Below are 15,501 nucleotides of genomic sequence, written 5' to 3'. Positions count from 1 at the left end.
AAGTCACAGAGGACTATTCATGAGCAGTGCCACTCCCGACAGGATCAAGGTCCTGTGGTTTCTTCCGACCCATGGCGACAGCCGCTATCTCGGCACCTCCGAGGGGGGCAGGGCGGTCGACTTGCCCTACCTCACCCAGGTTGCCCAAGCTGCCGATGCCATCGGCTACTATGGCGCGCTGCTACCGACCGGACGCAGTTGCGAGGACAGCTGGGTCGTGGCGTCGGCTCTGGCGCCGCTGACGCAGCGGCTTCGCTTTCTTGTCGCCGTCCGGCCGGGCCTGCAATCTCCGACGCTCGCCGCGCGCATGACCTCGACGCTCGACCGCATTTCCGGCGGACGCCTGCTGATCAATGTGGTCACTGGCGGCGATCCGGTCGAGAACAAGGGCGACGGCATCTTTCTCAGCCATGACGAACGCTATGAGGTGACGCGGGAATTCCTCGAGATCTACAAGGCCGTGCTGCGTGGCGAGACTGTTGCCTTCGCAAGCAAGCACTTCCGTATCGAGGACGGCCGGCTGCTGTTTCCGCCCGTGCAGACGCCACATCCGCCGCTCTATTTCGGCGGCTCATCAGAGGCGGCCAACGCGGTCGCCGCCGAACAGATCGACAAGTATCTGACCTGGGGCGAACCGCCGGCCGACGTCGCCGCAAAGGTTGACCATGTGCGCGGCCTTGCTGTGAAAGCTGGACGCCAGGTGACCTTCGGTATCAGGCTGCATGTCATCGTTCGTGAAACCAACGACGAAGCCTGGGCCGATGCCGACCGGCTGATCAGCCGCCTGGACGACAAGACGATAGCCGAGGCGCAGAAGGTTTTCGCTCGCATGGATTCTGTCGGCCAGTCGCGCATGAGCCGGCTGCACGGCGGCCATCGCGACAAGCTCGAAATCAGTCCCAACCTGTGGGCCGGCGTCGGCCTGGTGCGCGGCGGCGCCGGCACCGCGCTGGTCGGCGATGCGGCTACGGTGGCGGAACGGATCGACGAATACCGGAAGATCGGCATCGATACCTTCATCCTTTCCGGCTATCCGCATCTGGAGGAAGCCTATCGCTTCGGCGAACTGGTGCTGCCGCTGTTGCCGCTCGACCATGAAGTCTCGACGCGACCGACGGCCGTGAACATGGGGCCCTTCGGCGAAACGGTGGCCGGCGACCACCGGCCGTCGGCACTGCGCGCGAGTCAATCTTGAGCGCCAGAGAATCTGGGGGCAGGGGATCGGTCGTCGCCATCATCGGCGGCGGCTTTTCCGGTGCTGCGACCGCGTTTCATCTTGCGCGGTGTCTGCACGCCGGTGCTGCCGATATCGTGGTCGTCGAGCCCCGCGAGGGGCCCGGCTATGGTCTGGCCTATTCGACGCCCGATCCTTCACACCGCATCAATGTGCCGGCGTCGCGGATGACGCTGATCTCTGGCCAGGACAGCCACTTCGCCGACTGGCTGCAGCAAACCAGTGCCATCGTGGACGATGCCGAGGCTGTTGCCGCAAACGGCGCAATCTACCCGCAGCGCCGTGTTTTCGGGCGCTACGTGGAATCCCATCTTCAGCCCTTTCTGTTCGGTAAAACGATCCGCCATCTCAGATCCGCGGTTGCGTCAGCCGAGCTCAGTGGCGAGGGCTACCACCTGATCCTCGCTGATGGAGGAACGCTCGCAGCGGACGCGCTGGTGATTGCGACGACGCATCCGCCACCGGCCTTGCCATTGCCGCTGCAGTCCGTGATTGGCGCAGCCGGGCTTGTGGCCAACCCCTATGATCTCGAAAGGCTGGAAGCGATCGGACGTGACGATCATGTGCTCGTCGTTGGCACTGGACTGACGTCGGCGGATGTCATCGCAACGCTCGACCGCAATGGCCATCGCGGTCGCATCACAGCACTTTCGCGCCATGGCTACCGGTCGCAAGGCCATGCGGCTACGCATGCCGATCCGATCGGCGACTTCGCCGGCCTACCTTCACGCAGCGCGACCGTGCTGCTCAGGCGTATCCGGTCGACTATCGCAGCCGCCGCGCAGCAGGGTGAAGGCTGGCACCCGGTGCTCGACGCCGTCCGGCGACAAGGGCAAATCATCTGGCAGGCCCTGCCGCTCGCTGAGCAACGCCGCGTCGTGCGGCACCTTCGCGCGCTGTGGGATGTGCATCGCTTCCGCGTGGCGCCACAGATCATGGACGTGCTTGATCGCCAGGTTGCCGAGGGTAGGCTTGCCTATCGCGCTGCATCGATTGTTGGCGCCGAACAGATCGACGGACGCATTCGGGTCACGCAGCGACTGCGTGGCCAACGCCGCCTCCTTGCCGAGGCCTACGACAGCGTGATGGTGACGACCGGGCCGGCGCATGCCGATATTTTGCGGACCAATGCGGCGATTGCGGCGCTCGCACGGACGGGATTGGTGCGGCTCGACCCGATTGGCCTTGGCTTGGAGACTGACCCGCAAGGCCGTGCGGTCGGCACATCCGGGCGGCCGACTGGCAGCATTTTCGTCAGCGGGCCACTGGCGCGCGGCAGCGTTGGCGAACTGATGGGAATTCCCGAGGTCACCGCGCATGCCGAGCGCATCGCCGCTGAAATCCGCCAATGGCTGGAATACCAATCCGCGTTGCGTCGCAGGGCGGCGTCGTGAGGCTACAAAAAATGAGGCTAAGCCAGATGACACTGACCGAGCGCGTTCCCCAGATTGAAACCCGGATCCCCCTGAAATCTGCCATGCGGCACCTGGCCGGAGCCGTGTCCGTGGTTACCGCAGGTATTGGCGACGAAAGGACGGGCGCAACCGTTACCACCGCCCACTCACTGTCCGTCGAGCCGGAGGTGATGGTCGTCAGCATCAACCTGAACTCGTCAACCTGGGCAGCAATCAGGCGGCATAGGCATTTCTGCGTGAACGTGCTTCGAGCCGACCAAGTCGCGATTGCCGATCGCTTCGCCGGACGCGGCGGCCTGAAGGGGATGGAGCGTTACGAGGGGGCTCGCTGGCTTAGCCTTGCGACCGGCGCGTTGGCGCTCGACGGTGCGCTTGCCGCCGTCGACTGCGCGGTCGAAGACATGATCGTCCGCCACAGCCACGCTCTGATCCTCGGCAGCGTCCGGTATGTGGCGAGCGGAGAGCCGGGCCCGGCATTGATCTATCATCACGGCGCATATGGATCGTCGTGAGTGCCGACGTGTGACGTTCCGGGCCGCAACCTACTTTGATGTTGATGTCCTGATCTGCTGACCGATGGCAGCAGCGCGAAGTCCTATGCGCTACGTAGAGAAAGTTTCCGCCGAGCGACGCTTCCGCAGAACCATTTCCTACACCCCAACCAAAATTCGCAATCGACAAAGTCTACTACTTTATAGACTAATGCGTGGAGGATGATATGACCTATGTCCATGCCGCGAACACTCGCAAGAGAGCAACACGACCAGGCAGCGTGACGGCGCCCGTGGGCGCCTCAACCAAGATGGCCGCGTACGCGGCTTTTGTACTCTCGTTCGGAGTCGTGTCCGCTATTGTGCTTGGGCTCATCCCCTGAGCGACTTTCCCTTTAATCGCGGAGAGCAGGATCCGATCTTTTCGCCGACCGTGGCGGAACCCCTGAACGAAGGAGGAGATGCAATGTCCATCGAGTTCACTTTCGTCCCCGGTACCCATCCGAACGATCGTTCTGCAGCCAAGCCGTTCTTTTTTGATCCGCAGGCATCCGCGGCAGCCCTCGCACAAGTTGAGGATGCGGGGTTTCAAAGCGTCGTGATCGATGGCGCCGCCGGCCTCTTGAGCAACTTCGATCTTGCGGCCAACGCGGCGGCGTTGACCTCGTCGCTTCAGATTGTTCTTACACATTGGGCGGGGTCGTCGCACCGACGGTGGCGGCACGCCAGCTGGCGTCGCTCGATGCCGCCAGCGGAGGCCGCCTGGCTCTAAGAATTCTGGCCGACGGCGCTGTCGAAGACGGCGGCGCTACAGATTCGCATGCTAGCCATATCGCGACCTGCCAGCGGACGGACGAATATTTGAGGCTGTTGAAGAGACTGTGGTCGAATGACAAGCCGTTCGACCATGAGGGGCCGTTCTACAGAGTCCGTGGCGGGTTCGTTCCGAACAAGGGTCTGCGCGGCCTCGAAATACCGATCCGGATGAGCGGGCTTTCCGGGACCTCCCTGAAGGTCGCCGGCCGGCATGCCGACATATTCGAACTGGCGCCCGGCGCACCTGAGGATGTGCGGAGGCTGATTGAGCGCGTGCGCGCCGCAGCGGCCCAGTACGGAAGGTCCGGGAAGATCCGTTTCGCAATGCCCGTGAGCTTCACGCGCGACCGGCCGGTCAGCCGCGCGGACGCGGTGCACGTGCCTAGTTTTCCCGCGCAGTCGGCGCTTTCCTTGATCGCTTATGCCGAAGCCGGCGTCTCGGAATTCATGGTGATCGGCCCCTACGATCCGGAGACGATTGGTCGATTGGGCCCGGGTAGCGCCATCACTGCGCAAGGAAAACGGGCCATAACGCCCGCGCCGGGGCTGTCTGGGACATCGGCGATGGGCAGACGGCCCCGCGCTTGAGTGTCCTCCCGCTGCTCCGAGGCGATTCGAAGCCGCCTATCCAGCCAGTTGGTCAGCCAATCGCGCGCACTGGATCCGGATGTCGGGGATGGCGTCGATTTCGAAGAATGTGCCGCGGGTGAGCGGACCGATGGCGAACAGCTTGTCGGAGGGCGCGCCGTCCACATCGATTACGGCGCAGTTCGCAGTCACGTCGAGGCCGAGCCGAAGCGGGTCCGGACGCGCGAGCCCGCGATCGGTGAGCGAGCGGACGACGGCGATCGACCCGGTCGAGACGTCCTTGACGATCCCGGTGCAGTCGTAGGCGATGGCGACGTCCAGGTTTTCCAACGCCTGCGACTGCCGAAGTTGCAGATTGACCGTCAGTGTTCGACCTTCCCGATGGATACCCAGAACCCGGCCGGCAATGAGCCGGAGCCGGCCCGACCGCACCGCTTCGCTTATTCTTGCATGGATCTCCGGCGCCATCCGGTGGCGGTGGATATCCCACCACGCCTTGGTGTGCGCGACAAAGCGGCGCTTTGCGCTCACCGGCCAACTTTGCCAGATTCGCTGATTGTAGGGCCTTAGTCCGTCGACGACGTCGCGCCAGTTGCCGCCGGCCTTCTCGGTTGCGCGGACGAGGTCGCGGAACCAGCCGACAAAGTAGGAAAGCTCGGTGCCGAGCAGGATATCTGCGCTGTCCAGCCTAATCGGGGTGCCCTTCTGGTGCGGCGAAGGCAACAGTCCGCGCCGGGACACGGCGGCGACTTCGCCGCGATGGCCGCGATGCTGCAAGGTAAGCCAGGCGTCGACCATGCTGAGCCCGGTGCCCACAATGAGCACGCGGGAATCCGGATCGATAGGCGTGTCTTTGGCCGAGCCGATGCGAACTGCAAAGTCCTGCTCCGATGCAGGCTCTTCGTCATGCCCGGCCGCGAGCACCGCGACATGTCCGACGATGCTCGTTCCATTCGCCAGCCGCAGCTCCACGCCGGCGGGAGTGGGCGAGATCAAGATGCCTTCTTCCTGAACGAGACGGAGTCGGGTCCGTTCACGCTCGGCGATTTCCACGAGAAGCTCCTGGAGGTAGAGGCCATAGACGCTGCGCGGCGCATAGATTGGGGTGTCTTCCTCCTTCGCCAGTCCTTTGTCTTGCAGCCAGCGCCAGAAATGCTCCGGGTCGTCCGCAAGCGCACTCATGCCCATCGCGCTTAAATTGAGCAGGTGATCCGGCAGCAATGTTGAATAGGCAATGCCAGGACCGAATGCCGCGCGCTTTTCGACCAGCGTGACCCGCAGCCTCGGATCTGGAGAACGCAGAAGATGTCCAGCTAGGATGACGCCGCTAGCGCCCCCGCCGACAATGATGATGGAGCTGCGGCTGCGCTCCGTCATGAGCGCCGCCTGTAGCGGGACGCCGAAATCAGGCCTGATGTTTCAGGGTTGCGGCAAGATCGTTGTTCGCGGCGTCCCGCATCTCGGCGAGACTGCGGTTGTCCAGAACCTCGGCGATTGCGTGCCGCACTTCCAGCATCATGTGACGGACTTGGCATGTCGCCTCATCGCAATCTTCGCAACGCGCGTAGCGCGTGCGGCTCGCACAAGGGATGGGCGCCAAGGGCCCGTCGAGAACACGCACGACATGGCCGACCTTGATATCCATGGCTGGACGCGCCAAGCGATATCCGCCTTCCTTTCCCTTCCGGCTCTGTACGAACCCGGCATTGCGAAGCTCGCCGAGAATGGCGTCGAGAAACTTTTTCGGAATGTTGTTGCTGGTCGCGATGTCGTTGACGAAAGCGAGTTGTCCGGTCGGCAGATGCGCGAGATGCACCAGCGCCTTGAGGCCGTACTTGCCTTTTCTGGTGAGCATTTGACGAGCGTCGTCCTGGCGTGCGGCAGCGGACTGCCACTTGTTGGGATCGCCTGGCTCCTCGGTTCGTCCCCACCGCGCCCGGCCGTGCATGACACATAAATTCTAGTGACATTATATACAACCCGACAAACGTTGATTTTTCCTTGTTTTTCAGGTCACCGTCGCTGCTCGGATGTTGAACTTCCAAGACAGGACTGGGCGACGCTGCAACAACAATGCGGCCAGTTGTGCGCCCGCCGGCTCGATGCGCTCCTTCGCCACGGGGTCGGCCGGAAACCCGACCGCAAATTCGTGATCGCTCGCATAGAACGAAGTCGGATTGCAAAGCGCGGCAAAGAACCCGAAAAGCCGGCGAAGCTGGCTTCCGGCTGGCCAGCAGATGGGCTCTGTGATCCAGCCCACCGCGGCATGACGCGGTGGGGCTTGGGCGCTTGCTCCACAGGGCCGAACGCATCGTCGGACTTCGATACGGAAAATCCCGGTGGGCGCAGTACGGCGCTAGCACAACTTTTCGCAAGATTGCGGGATTTTGACATTTCATTCGTAGCGAAGCGCCTTGGACCAGTGCATTGATAATCCATCAGCTGGCGGTTTTCCTCCCATTCGTGCCAGCTGGTGTTCCCCTCTGGAGGTTTGACCTGCACATTTGCCGGGCCAGTTTTGGCCCGGCTTTTTTTGTGCAAGTTCTCCTGCTAACGGCCATCGCAGCAAGTCACGAAGCTTGCTGCGCCTGAAATATCATACCTCGGCCTTCGTCCCGTCGAAGCGGGTGAACGCGAATTTCTCGAACGGCTCGCGATATGTTTGCCGCTCGTTGCGCAGCACGCTGATCGCAAGCGCTTCTCCGAGCGCCAGCGACGCCGAGAAATCTGAGCGCCAGTGGATACCGGCCCAGTTGCGCCCGACGCCGTAGTTCCAGGCGAGCTTGTTGAGCTCGCCGCCGAAGGTCAACTGCTCGCCCTGGTAGGGGACGAGCTTCGTCGGGTCTTTCGGGTCGGGCTGGACCGGATTGGCGATGACGGCGTCCTCATCGAAGAGCGCCTTGAGGATCGTCACGTTGGACGCAGCGATCTGGGCCGCCCCGCCGGGATAGCTGGCGTGGATCGGCGCACCTTCCGGATAGACGTGGGAGAGAAGGTGGGTGCCGAACTTGCCGACACTTCGTGCCAAAGCGGCCGAATTCAGGACGTCGCCGTGGACGGGATAGGCATCTACCTTGTTGGCAACGCGGTGGTGGATCAGCCCGCCATAGGCTTCCGGCCGCAAGGCGCGGTGGACGTAGAACTTCTGCCAGTAGGCGACGCGGATCGCGAGCGATGCGGTCACCGGCAGCAGGCTCTGCGCGTAGGGCAGGCCGAACGTCCCGTACCCGCCGGTCTGGGTTTTCGACTTCAGGTACGGATTGGATTTGCTGAACGGAATCCCGAAGCCTCCGTACTCGGCATTGGCCTTGTCGGGTCCGACGCCGAGCAGCAAGGCAGCCGACCAGAAGGCCGCCGGATTGTTGTGCACGTATTCGGCGAGGTCGCGGCCGGTCGCGATGTAGCGCGGCGTCGGGTCGAAGCTGGTCGGCTTCGCAGGCGGAATGCCATTCTGGATAGCGAGCCACTCGTCATAGCCGGTCAGGAAATCGGTCCCGGCCGCGGCGGTGCGGATGCACGCCGGGATGAGCTGGCTGCCGTAAGGGGCATCCTTGAGTAGAAACTGGGAAATGTAAGGACCAACCAGCGTGCCGGGCGGCGAGACATAGCGCCCGGTTCGCCCGGACGGATCGGCCGGGTTAACGTAGAGCGCCGTCCCGCGGAACAGCGTCTCCGGCGTGATGCCACCGTCCTTGCGCGGGCCCTCGAAGGCGGCAAGCTTGTTCAACTCGTCGACCGCGGCGAGCACGTCCTTGTTCTTGGTGTCGTTCGTCAGCTCCGACAGCGGAACGTCGCGCAGCAGCGACTGCCAGTAGAGCTCGACAGCTTCGCTCGCGCGCGTTGCGCTGTCGAGCGCGGGCGCCGGCGGGATCGCGAACTGCGGGCCGACGCAGCCTGCCAGGTTCACGGCGAGGGAGCCGATCGGATTGAGCTGCTTGCGCTTGCCGCCGAGCGGTATCGCCTCGAAGTCGGTCGGATCGCCCGAGGCATAGGCCTTCAACGTTGCGTCGAAGGCCGTGCGGTCGACCTCGCCGCGTTCGTCATGCGGCAGGCCGCGCGTGTCGGAGCCGATGAGGTTCGGATATTTCTGCTCGTCGCCATTGACCGGATGCGGCGCAATCGCCACCGCGAAATCCGCGTCCGCTGCAGCGCTTCGCACGACAAATGAGTGCTTGCGGAACGCCAGATTGGCATCCCCTGGAACCTCCTCGCCAGCATGCGCTCGGGTGGGCCCGACGGCGACTGCGAGGGGAGGCAAGCCCGCCACCGCTATCGCCGCAACGCCTCCGGCTGCGCCAAGAAAGCGGCGGCGGCCACCGTCAAGGATATGTGCCCCCTGCGGTGCCGGCGTCACACGCCCGGTCTGACTTTCGCCTTCTGATCCGCGTTCCTTGTACATGTTGCGATCTCCTTGCCGAGGCGCTGCTCGGATTGACGGTCGCGCCTATACCCGTTCGAGAATTCGTGCCTGCAGAGCGACGGCCGCAATGTCGGCTCCCTCGCGTCGTGGCCGAGGAAGATCAATCCGCAAGTCGAGGGTTATGCCGCCATCGCGAATGACGAGCACGCGGTCCGCAAGTGCGACCGCTTCAGCGACGTCGTGGGTGATGAGCACCGTCGTGAAACCATGCTCGCGCCAGATGCGCTCGAGCAGACGGTGCATCTCCATACGCGTTAACGCATCGAGAGCGCCGAACGGCTCGTCGAGCAGCAGTATCCCCGGTCGGCTCACCAGAGCCCTGGCGAGAGCGACGCGTTGAGCCTGACCGCCGGACAGGACGGCAGGCCAGTCGTTCCACCGATCGGCAAGCCCGACATCGGCGAGGGCTGCTGCTGCAGTCTCGCGCCAGTCCTTCGTGCGTGCGATACCGACATTGCTCAGGACACGATGCCAGGGCAGCAGCCGCGCGTCCTGGAAGAGAAGGCGCACGTTCGGCTGCAGCGTCTGGACCGAGGCGTCGCCGACGGCAATCGTTCCGCTCGTCGGACGATCGAGTCCCGCGATCAGGCGAAGGAGCGTGGACTTGCCACAGCCGGAGCGGCCGACAATCGCCAGCAGCTGTCCGGCAGGAATGACCAGATCGAGGTCGGACAGGACGCTTCTGTCTCCGAAGGATTTGGACAAGCGATCAAGCCGGATGTCCTGCCCGCGCAGTGACGGCGCGTCCTGACCGCGCGGCGGGTCCTTGTGCAGCCGCAGCACGGTCGCAGATTCTCTCACGACGTTGCCTCCCTGGTGGCGGTGGAGCGATACGTGGCGTGCCAAGCAAGAGCGCGCGCCTCGAGCAGCCGTGTGATGAAATCGGCGAGCTTGCCGAGCAGCGCGTAGACGAGGATGCCGAGGACGACGACGTCGGTCTGCAGGAACTCGCGCGCGTTCATCGTCATGTAGCCGATGCCCGAGGACGCTGAGATCGTCTCGGCCACGATGAGGGTGAGCCACATGAGGCCGAGCGAGAAACGAAGGCCGACAAGAATCGACGGCATGGCGCCCGGCAGGATCACCCGCCAGAACAGGGGCGCGGGACCGAGCCCGTAGACACGCGCCATCTCGATCAGTTTCGGATCGACAGTGCGGATGCCGTGAAAGGTATTGAGGTAGAGCGGAAACGCGGTCCCGATCGCCACGAGGAAGATCTTCGCTTCCTCACCGATCCCGAACCAGAGGATGACGAGCGGGATGATGGCGAGATGCGGCACGTTGCGGAGCATCTGCATTGACGAGTCGAACACGGTCTCGGCCGCCCGCGATATCCCGGCGAGGACTCCCAGCACGAAACCGATGCCACCGCCGATGAGCAGGCCCTTCAGCGCGCGCTCGGTCGATATTGTTGCATGGGTGAGAAGCGTGCCGTTGCGAATGCTCTCCCAGAAGGCGATCGCCACCGCGCTCGGCGCCGGCAGGAGGCGCGTCGACAGTACGCCGCTTCGCGAGGCGATCTCCCAGACGAGCAGCAGCACGAGCGGGAGTGTCCAAGACGCCAGCGTCCTGAGCGCCGCTGCGCCGGTGCCACGAAGGCGCGATGGCCCGGCCATGCTCAGGGCGCCTTTCTTGCGGCCGGACGGATCTCGTTGGCGATCGTCTCGCCGAACGGACCCGTGTTGACCGCGAGCTCGGGCCTCTCCGGCGCGTGCGCCAGCGGCAGCAGTGGAAAGACGAGTTCGGCGAAGCGGTATGCCTCTTTCAGATGCGGGTCGCCGGACAGGATGAACGTATCGATCCCGATGGAGCGATATTCGTTCATGGGCGCCGTCACTTCATCGGGCGAGCCGACGAGGGCGGTCCCCGCACCGCCTCGGCAGCCGACCGCGGTGCTGAGGTATCCCGTGGGTCGGCAGGACCACAGGACGTTCACGCGGTCGGGGGTGAGCTTGGCAGCAACGTTCACGACCGCGGCTTCCTTACGGCGTCGCCGATCGAGATCGAATGCGGGATCAGGCCAAGTTGATGAAAAACGTCGGCGATCTTCTGCTGAGCGGCTACCACCTGCGGCGTGATCGGCTTCAAGCCGTACGTCCGCCGTTCGACGGCGACTTCGAGGATATCGGCAGGAATGCCGAGCGCCGGCGAGAACTGTTCGGCCACGTCGCTGCGGTTGGCGTTGATCCACGTATCGACCTCGCCGAGCGACGCGACGATCGTGTCGACCACGTCAGGGTGGGCATCGAGGAAGTTGCGGGAGGCGAGATAGAATTCGTGGTTGTCCACGACGCCACTGCCGTTCGCCAGCTGCCGTGCGCCAGTTGCCGCCTCCGCGGCCGCCAGGAACGGCTCCCAGATAACCCAGGCATCGACAGCCTGCTTCTCGAAGGCGGCGCGGGCATCGGCCGGCGGCAGGAAGTTGACCTCAATGTCCGTGTAGGCCAGCCCCGCTTTCTCCAGCGCCTTGACCAGCAGGTAGTGGACATTGGATCCCTTGTTCAATGCGACCTTCTTGCCCTTCAGGTCGGCCAGTGTCTTGAGCGGGCTGTCCTGCGGAACGAGGATCGCCTCGGCTTCCGGCGCCGGCGGTTCATAGCCGACATAGACCAGCGGTGCGCCGGCGGCCTGCGCGAAGATCGGCGGCGCCTCGCCGGTTGTTCCGAAATCGATCGATCCGACGTTTAGCGCTTCCAGAAGTTGCGGACCTGCCGGAAACTCGGTCCACTCAACCGTGTAGCCTTGCGGCTTCAGCTTCTCCTCGAGCAGGCCCTTGGTCTTCAGGAGAATGAGTGTGCCGTACTTCTGGAAGCCTATCCGGACGACCTTGTCCTCGGCGTGGGCTGCCGCCGCTGCCATGCTCAGGGCGATGCTGCCGGCAAGCGTGATCTTTGCGAGATATCGTGTGAACGCATTCATCAAATCGGACTCCTTCTCCAAGTCGGTCGAACTTTGATCAGCGGGCACGAACAGCGTCGCGCGGTGCGGGAATCTGTGAAGCGCCGTCGGAATTGCCCGATCGATTGAGCCTATCGAGCCAAAGAAATGCTCTCAAAGAATATTCAACTAACTTTATAGACATTAGAGAATGATTGCCCTACCGAGCGAGAGCTGCGGAAGAACCTGGCCCACTTAAGTGTGGCAGCCGATCCCGATGATTCAGACATGCTCGGAGCCTGTGCCGGCAGACGGGTTGCGATACGCGGAAAAGACGACTGTCATGATCGCGCGGGTCTCCGTGGCGGCCCCACAAACCATCATAATGTTGGCGTATCGCTTTTAGGTCGAATGCCCGATGCGAAGGTGGCTCAGGCGGTCGCCTTTTGTGGCCGGCTGAACGTATTTTCCGGGCGCGGCAAACCGAAATGGTCCCTCAGCGTTTGCCCGTCATAGTCGTGCCGGAAAAGTCCGCGCTTGCGCAAGATCGGCACCACCTCCTCGGCGAATGTGTCGAACCCGCCCTGCAGATAGGGCGGCATGATATTGAAGCCGTCCGCGGCACCATTGTCGAACCATTCCTGGATATTGTCGGCGATCTGTTCGGGCGTTCCGGCCTGGACCCAATGGCCGCGCGCCCCGGCGAGGCGGTGGAGCAACTGGCGGATGGTTGGATTCTCGCGCTCGATGACGTCGAGGACGACGTGGAAGCGGCTGCTCGCACCACGCTCGCCCTCGATGCGGATAAGCTCGCGCGGAAATGGCCCGTCCAGATCGTAGCTGGAAAGGTCGACGTCTACGATGCGGCGTAGCTCGTGAAGAGAATATTCCGGCTGCGTCAGATCGTTGAACTCCTCATGCAGCGCGCGGGCTTCCGCCTCGGTGGAGCCGATGAAGGGGCTGATGCCGGGCAAGACCTTGACGTGGTCAGGGTTGCGGCCAACCGACTTCACCCGCGCTTTGATGTCAGCATAAAATTCCTGCGCGTTGCCGAGTGTCTGATGTGCCGTAAATATCGCCTCATAGCGGCTCGCGAATGACCGTCCGTCTTGCGACGAACCTGCCTGGACGTAGACCGGACGGCCCTGCGGCGAGCGCGGAAGCGTGAGGGGTCCCTTCACCCGATGAAATTTGCCGATGTGGTTGATTGGGTGGATCTTGTCGGTGTCGGCAAAGATTCCGGACTGCCGGTCCGAGACGAGTGCGTCGTCCTCCCAACTGTCCCAGAGCTTCGTCACCACATCAACGAATTCGCTGGCGCGCTCGTAACGGTCGGCGTGAGTCGGATGTCGGTCAAAACCGAAATTCAACGCTGCGGACGCATCGCCCGTCGTGACGATGTTCCAGCCGGCGCGCCCGCCGCTCAGATGATCGACCGAAGCAAACAGCCGGGCCAGATTGTAGGGTTCGTTGTAGGTGGTCGAAGCCGTGGCGATGAAGCCGATGCGTTCCGTCACAGCTGCGAGCGCCGAAATCCATGTCAGCGGCTCCAGCCTGAAGCGGCTTGCATAGCGAATGTTGTCGGCAAGCGCGGGCCCATCGGCAAAGAACAGCGCGTCGAACTTGCTTGCCTCGGCCTTTTTCGCCAGTTCCTGATAATAGGCGATATCCAGCACTCTCTCGGGGGCGGAATCCTTGTAGCGCCAGCCGGCTTCATGGTGGCCGCCAGGATAGATGAAGAGGTTGAGGTTCAACTGTCGTTTTTCGGCGGGCATAGTTCGTCCTCCTGGGTGGTGATGCTGAGCGATAGGTCTTGGGGGCCGTTCAGACGGGCAGCACAGGCTTTGTCTCGACGCCGAGATGACGCAGAAGTTCGGAGCGGGTCTCGCCGAAGCGGCGATCACCGTGATCGCGTGGCGTGGGAACATCGATTGCGATGTCGGCGGCGATCCCGCCATTGTCGAGCACCAGAACCCGGTCCGCCAGCGTCACGGCTTCGTCCACGTCATGGGTGACCAGCAGCACGGCCGGCTGGTGACGGGCGCAGAGCTGGCGCAGCAGATCGTGCATGCGCAGGCGGGTCAGCGCGTCCAGTGCGCCGAACGGCTCGTCCGCGAGCAGCAGCTCAGGATCACGAACCAGCGAGCGCGCCAATGCCACCCGCTGCTGCTCGCCACCAGAGAGTTCGACCGGCCATGCGTTCTCGCGGCCGCTCAGGCCCACCTCTTCCAGAGCCACCCGTCCGCGTTCGGCGGCGTCTGGCAGGTCGAGGCCAAGAACCACATTCTCCAGCACTCGTTTCCATGGCAACAGTCGGGCATCCTGGAACACCACCGATTTCTTGTCCGGTGTTTCGAGTCTGCCGGAGCCGGAGACTTTGTCGTCGAGATCGGCGAGAGCGCGCAACAATGTACTCTTGCCCGACCCGCTACGGCCGAGAAGGGCGACGAACTCCCCCTTCTCGATGTCGAGGCTGAGGCCGTCGAGGATGGTTCGCGGCCCGAAACGTCTCACAAGGCTCTCGACCCGCACCACGGGCACGCCGCTCAATCCGCCAAGGTGCGGCGCCATGACAGGGACCTTTCCTGGAAGAAGCGGACGATGCCGTCGGAGACGAGCCCGAGCAACGCGTAGACGACGAGGCCTACGATGATGATGTCGGTCTGGCCGTAGTTGCGTGCGAGATCGATCATGTAGCCGATGCCGCTGGTGGCATTGACCTGTTCGACCACCACCAGAGACAGCCAGGCATAGGTCACCGCAAAACGCAGGCCAAGGAAGAACCCTGGAAGGGCGCCGGGCAGGATGACCTGGCGGATGAATTCGCCGTAGCCCATTCGCAAGGTTTGGGCCAGTTCGACATAACGGCTGTCTATGCTGCGCAAGCTGCTGTGGGTCTGGATATAGATCGGGACCAGGACAGCCAGCGCGATGGCCGTTACTTTCATGCCCTCGCCGATGCCGAACCACAGCATCAGCAGCGGGATCAGAGCGAGCGTCGGTATCGCCCGCTTGATCTGAACGGGGCCGTCGATGATGGCCTCGCCAAGCCGCGACAAACCTGAAATGAGAGCAAGGATGGTCCCGATCAGGACACCGAACACCAGCCCCTGTGCTGCCCGCCAGGCAGACGTCATCAAATGATGCTGAAGCTTCTCTTCGGCGATGAGATCGATGGCGGTGCCGACAACCGACCAAGGCGCCGGCAGCGTTCTAGGATCGATCAGGCCGGCGATACTGCCGATGGACCAGATCACAAGAAGAAGTGCAGGCCCGATCAGCGCGCCAAACGGGATCGTCCGCCCAAGTGCGAGTCGCCTTGTCCCGGTCTTGCGGGGCTCGGCCGCAGGCGAAATCAGCACCCTTTCATCCGATGGGTAGGGAATGTTGGGGGCAACTGCGGCGGTGTTGGAGAATGCATTCATCGGTGTCGTCTCCGGTCTCGGGAAGCAGGCGTCAGGAGGCGTTCAGCGCGTTTGTGGCGATCGCCTCGAAGCGCCTGTCGAACAGGTCCTCGGCCTTGATCGCGGGCTTGTTCAACTCCTTGGCCAAAAGATCGATCGTCGCCTGCTGGCGCACGATCACGTCGTTCCAGTCGGAGGGGATGTCGAACCGACCATCAGCGTCGACCAGATACTGGCCATCTTCTGTGTTGAGGCC

General features: G+C 63.2%; 14 protein-coding genes and 2 pseudogenes. 5 read left to right on the top strand and 11 right to left on the bottom strand.

The window, feature by feature from the left end; all coding sequences use genetic code 11:
- The first annotated feature begins 19 nt into the window (after window positions 1-19).
- The 5 genes from ssuD (at window position 20) to AC0L2C_RS14750 (ending at window position 4,544) form a co-directional block, all read left to right on the top strand.
- Window positions 20-1,195: an FMNH2-dependent alkanesulfonate monooxygenase gene (ssuD, locus tag AC0L2C_RS14770; RefSeq protein WP_473523675.1), complete on the top strand. Its 1,176-nt coding sequence runs from the start codon at window positions 20-22 to the stop codon at window positions 1,193-1,195.
- Window positions 1,192-2,628: an FAD/NAD(P)-binding protein gene (locus AC0L2C_RS14765; RefSeq protein ID WP_473523674.1), complete on the top strand. Its 1,437-nt coding sequence runs from the start codon at window positions 1,192-1,194 to the stop codon at window positions 2,626-2,628. The genes ssuD and AC0L2C_RS14765 overlap by 4 nt, the downstream gene beginning before the upstream one ends.
- A gap of 26 nt (window positions 2,629-2,654) precedes the next feature.
- Window positions 2,655-3,161 (top strand): flavin reductase family protein, encoded by a 507-nt coding sequence (locus tag AC0L2C_RS14760; protein ID WP_473523673.1) that lies wholly within the window; start codon window positions 2,655-2,657, stop codon window positions 3,159-3,161.
- 445 nt (window positions 3,162-3,606) lie between these two features.
- Window positions 3,607-3,912, top strand: a complete 306-nt coding sequence (locus AC0L2C_RS14755; protein WP_473523672.1) for a hypothetical protein — start codon at window positions 3,607-3,609, stop codon at window positions 3,910-3,912.
- Entirely contained in the window at window positions 3,855-4,544 is a 690-nt protein-coding gene (locus AC0L2C_RS14750; RefSeq protein WP_473523671.1) for an LLM class flavin-dependent oxidoreductase, read from the top strand. The genes AC0L2C_RS14755 and AC0L2C_RS14750 overlap by 58 nt, the downstream gene beginning before the upstream one ends.
- Window positions 4,545-4,580: 36 nt before the next feature.
- Here the strand turns inward: AC0L2C_RS14750 and AC0L2C_RS14745 are convergent, their stop codons facing one another.
- The 11 genes and pseudogenes from AC0L2C_RS14745 to AC0L2C_RS14695 all read right to left on the bottom strand — a co-directional run.
- Window positions 4,581-5,921 (bottom strand): FAD/NAD(P)-binding protein, encoded by a 1,341-nt coding sequence (locus AC0L2C_RS14745; RefSeq protein WP_473523670.1) that lies wholly within the window; start codon window positions 5,919-5,921, stop codon window positions 4,581-4,583.
- Window positions 5,922-5,949: 28 nt separating this feature from the next.
- Window positions 5,950-6,399, bottom strand: a complete 450-nt coding sequence (locus tag AC0L2C_RS14740; RefSeq protein ID WP_473523669.1) for an RrF2 family transcriptional regulator — start codon at window positions 6,397-6,399, stop codon at window positions 5,950-5,952.
- A 741-nt stretch (window positions 6,400-7,140) separates the two neighbouring features.
- Window positions 7,141-8,943: a vanadium-dependent haloperoxidase gene (locus AC0L2C_RS14735; protein ID WP_473523668.1), complete on the bottom strand. Its 1,803-nt coding sequence runs from the start codon at window positions 8,941-8,943 to the stop codon at window positions 7,141-7,143.
- A gap of 45 nt (window positions 8,944-8,988) precedes the next feature.
- The gene (locus AC0L2C_RS14730; RefSeq protein WP_473523667.1) at window positions 8,989-9,747 is read right to left on the bottom strand and encodes an ATP-binding cassette domain-containing protein; all 759 of its coding nucleotides are present in this window, start codon (window positions 9,745-9,747) and stop codon (window positions 8,989-8,991) included.
- 14 nt (window positions 9,748-9,761) lie between these two features.
- A complete protein-coding gene (ssuC, locus tag AC0L2C_RS14725) occupies window positions 9,762-10,580 on the bottom strand; it encodes an aliphatic sulfonate ABC transporter permease SsuC (RefSeq protein WP_473523666.1) in 819 nt (272 codons plus the stop codon).
- Window positions 10,581-10,582: 2 nt separating this feature from the next.
- Window positions 10,583-10,843: pseudogene (locus tag AC0L2C_RS14720) on the bottom strand (alkanesulfonate monooxygenase); the annotation flags it as partial.
- Window positions 10,844-10,929: 86 nt separating this feature from the next.
- Window positions 10,930-11,883, bottom strand: a complete 954-nt coding sequence (locus AC0L2C_RS14715) for a sulfonate ABC transporter substrate-binding protein (RefSeq protein ID WP_473523665.1) — start codon at window positions 11,881-11,883, stop codon at window positions 10,930-10,932.
- 389 nt (window positions 11,884-12,272) lie between these two features.
- The gene (locus AC0L2C_RS14710) at window positions 12,273-13,616 is read right to left on the bottom strand and encodes an LLM class flavin-dependent oxidoreductase (protein WP_473523664.1); all 1,344 of its coding nucleotides are present in this window, start codon (window positions 13,614-13,616) and stop codon (window positions 12,273-12,275) included.
- 49 nt (window positions 13,617-13,665) lie between these two features.
- Complete coding sequence (locus tag AC0L2C_RS14705) at window positions 13,666-14,412, bottom strand: ABC transporter ATP-binding protein (RefSeq protein ID WP_473523663.1); 747 nt, start codon at window positions 14,410-14,412, stop codon at window positions 13,666-13,668.
- Complete coding sequence (locus AC0L2C_RS14700) at window positions 14,388-15,266, bottom strand: ABC transporter permease (protein ID WP_473523662.1); 879 nt, start codon at window positions 15,264-15,266, stop codon at window positions 14,388-14,390. Before AC0L2C_RS14700 ends, AC0L2C_RS14705 begins: the two co-directional genes overlap by 25 nt.
- Before the next feature lie 31 nt (window positions 15,267-15,297).
- Window positions 15,298-15,501 (bottom strand): annotated as a pseudogene (locus AC0L2C_RS14695) (ABC transporter substrate-binding protein); the annotation flags it as partial.

This window comes from Mesorhizobium sp. WSM4845, from assembly GCF_055811455.1.
Note: the sequence above shows the minus strand (reverse complement) of the source record. Positions and strands in the feature narration are given on the sequence as shown.

Coding starts and splice junctions, on each gene's coding strand:
- ssuD (WP_473523675.1), top strand. CDS start 20: ATGAGCAGTGCCACTCCCGACAGGATCAAGGTCCTGTGGTTTCTTCCG.
- AC0L2C_RS14760 (WP_473523673.1), top strand. CDS start 2,655: ATGACACTGACCGAGCGCGTTCCCCAGATTGAAACCCGGATCCCCCTG.
- AC0L2C_RS14755 (WP_473523672.1), top strand. CDS start 3,607: ATGTCCATCGAGTTCACTTTCGTCCCCGGTACCCATCCGAACGATCGT.
- AC0L2C_RS14745 (WP_473523670.1), bottom strand. CDS start 5,921: ATGACGGAGCGCAGCCGCAGCTCCATCATCATTGTCGGCGGGGGCGCT.
- AC0L2C_RS14740 (WP_473523669.1), bottom strand. CDS start 6,399: ATGCTCACCAGAAAAGGCAAGTACGGCCTCAAGGCGCTGGTGCATCTC.
- AC0L2C_RS14735 (WP_473523668.1), bottom strand. CDS start 8,943: ATGTACAAGGAACGCGGATCAGAAGGCGAAAGTCAGACCGGGCGTGTG.
- ssuC (WP_473523666.1), bottom strand. CDS start 10,580: ATGGCCGGGCCATCGCGCCTTCGTGGCACCGGCGCAGCGGCGCTCAGG.
- AC0L2C_RS14715 (WP_473523665.1), bottom strand. CDS start 11,883: ATGAATGCGTTCACACGATATCTCGCAAAGATCACGCTTGCCGGCAGC.
- AC0L2C_RS14710 (WP_473523664.1), bottom strand. CDS start 13,616: ATGCCCGCCGAAAAACGACAGTTGAACCTCAACCTCTTCATCTATCCT.
- AC0L2C_RS14705 (WP_473523663.1), bottom strand. CDS start 14,412: ATGGCGCCGCACCTTGGCGGATTGAGCGGCGTGCCCGTGGTGCGGGTC.
- AC0L2C_RS14700 (WP_473523662.1), bottom strand. CDS start 15,266: ATGAATGCATTCTCCAACACCGCCGCAGTTGCCCCCAACATTCCCTAC.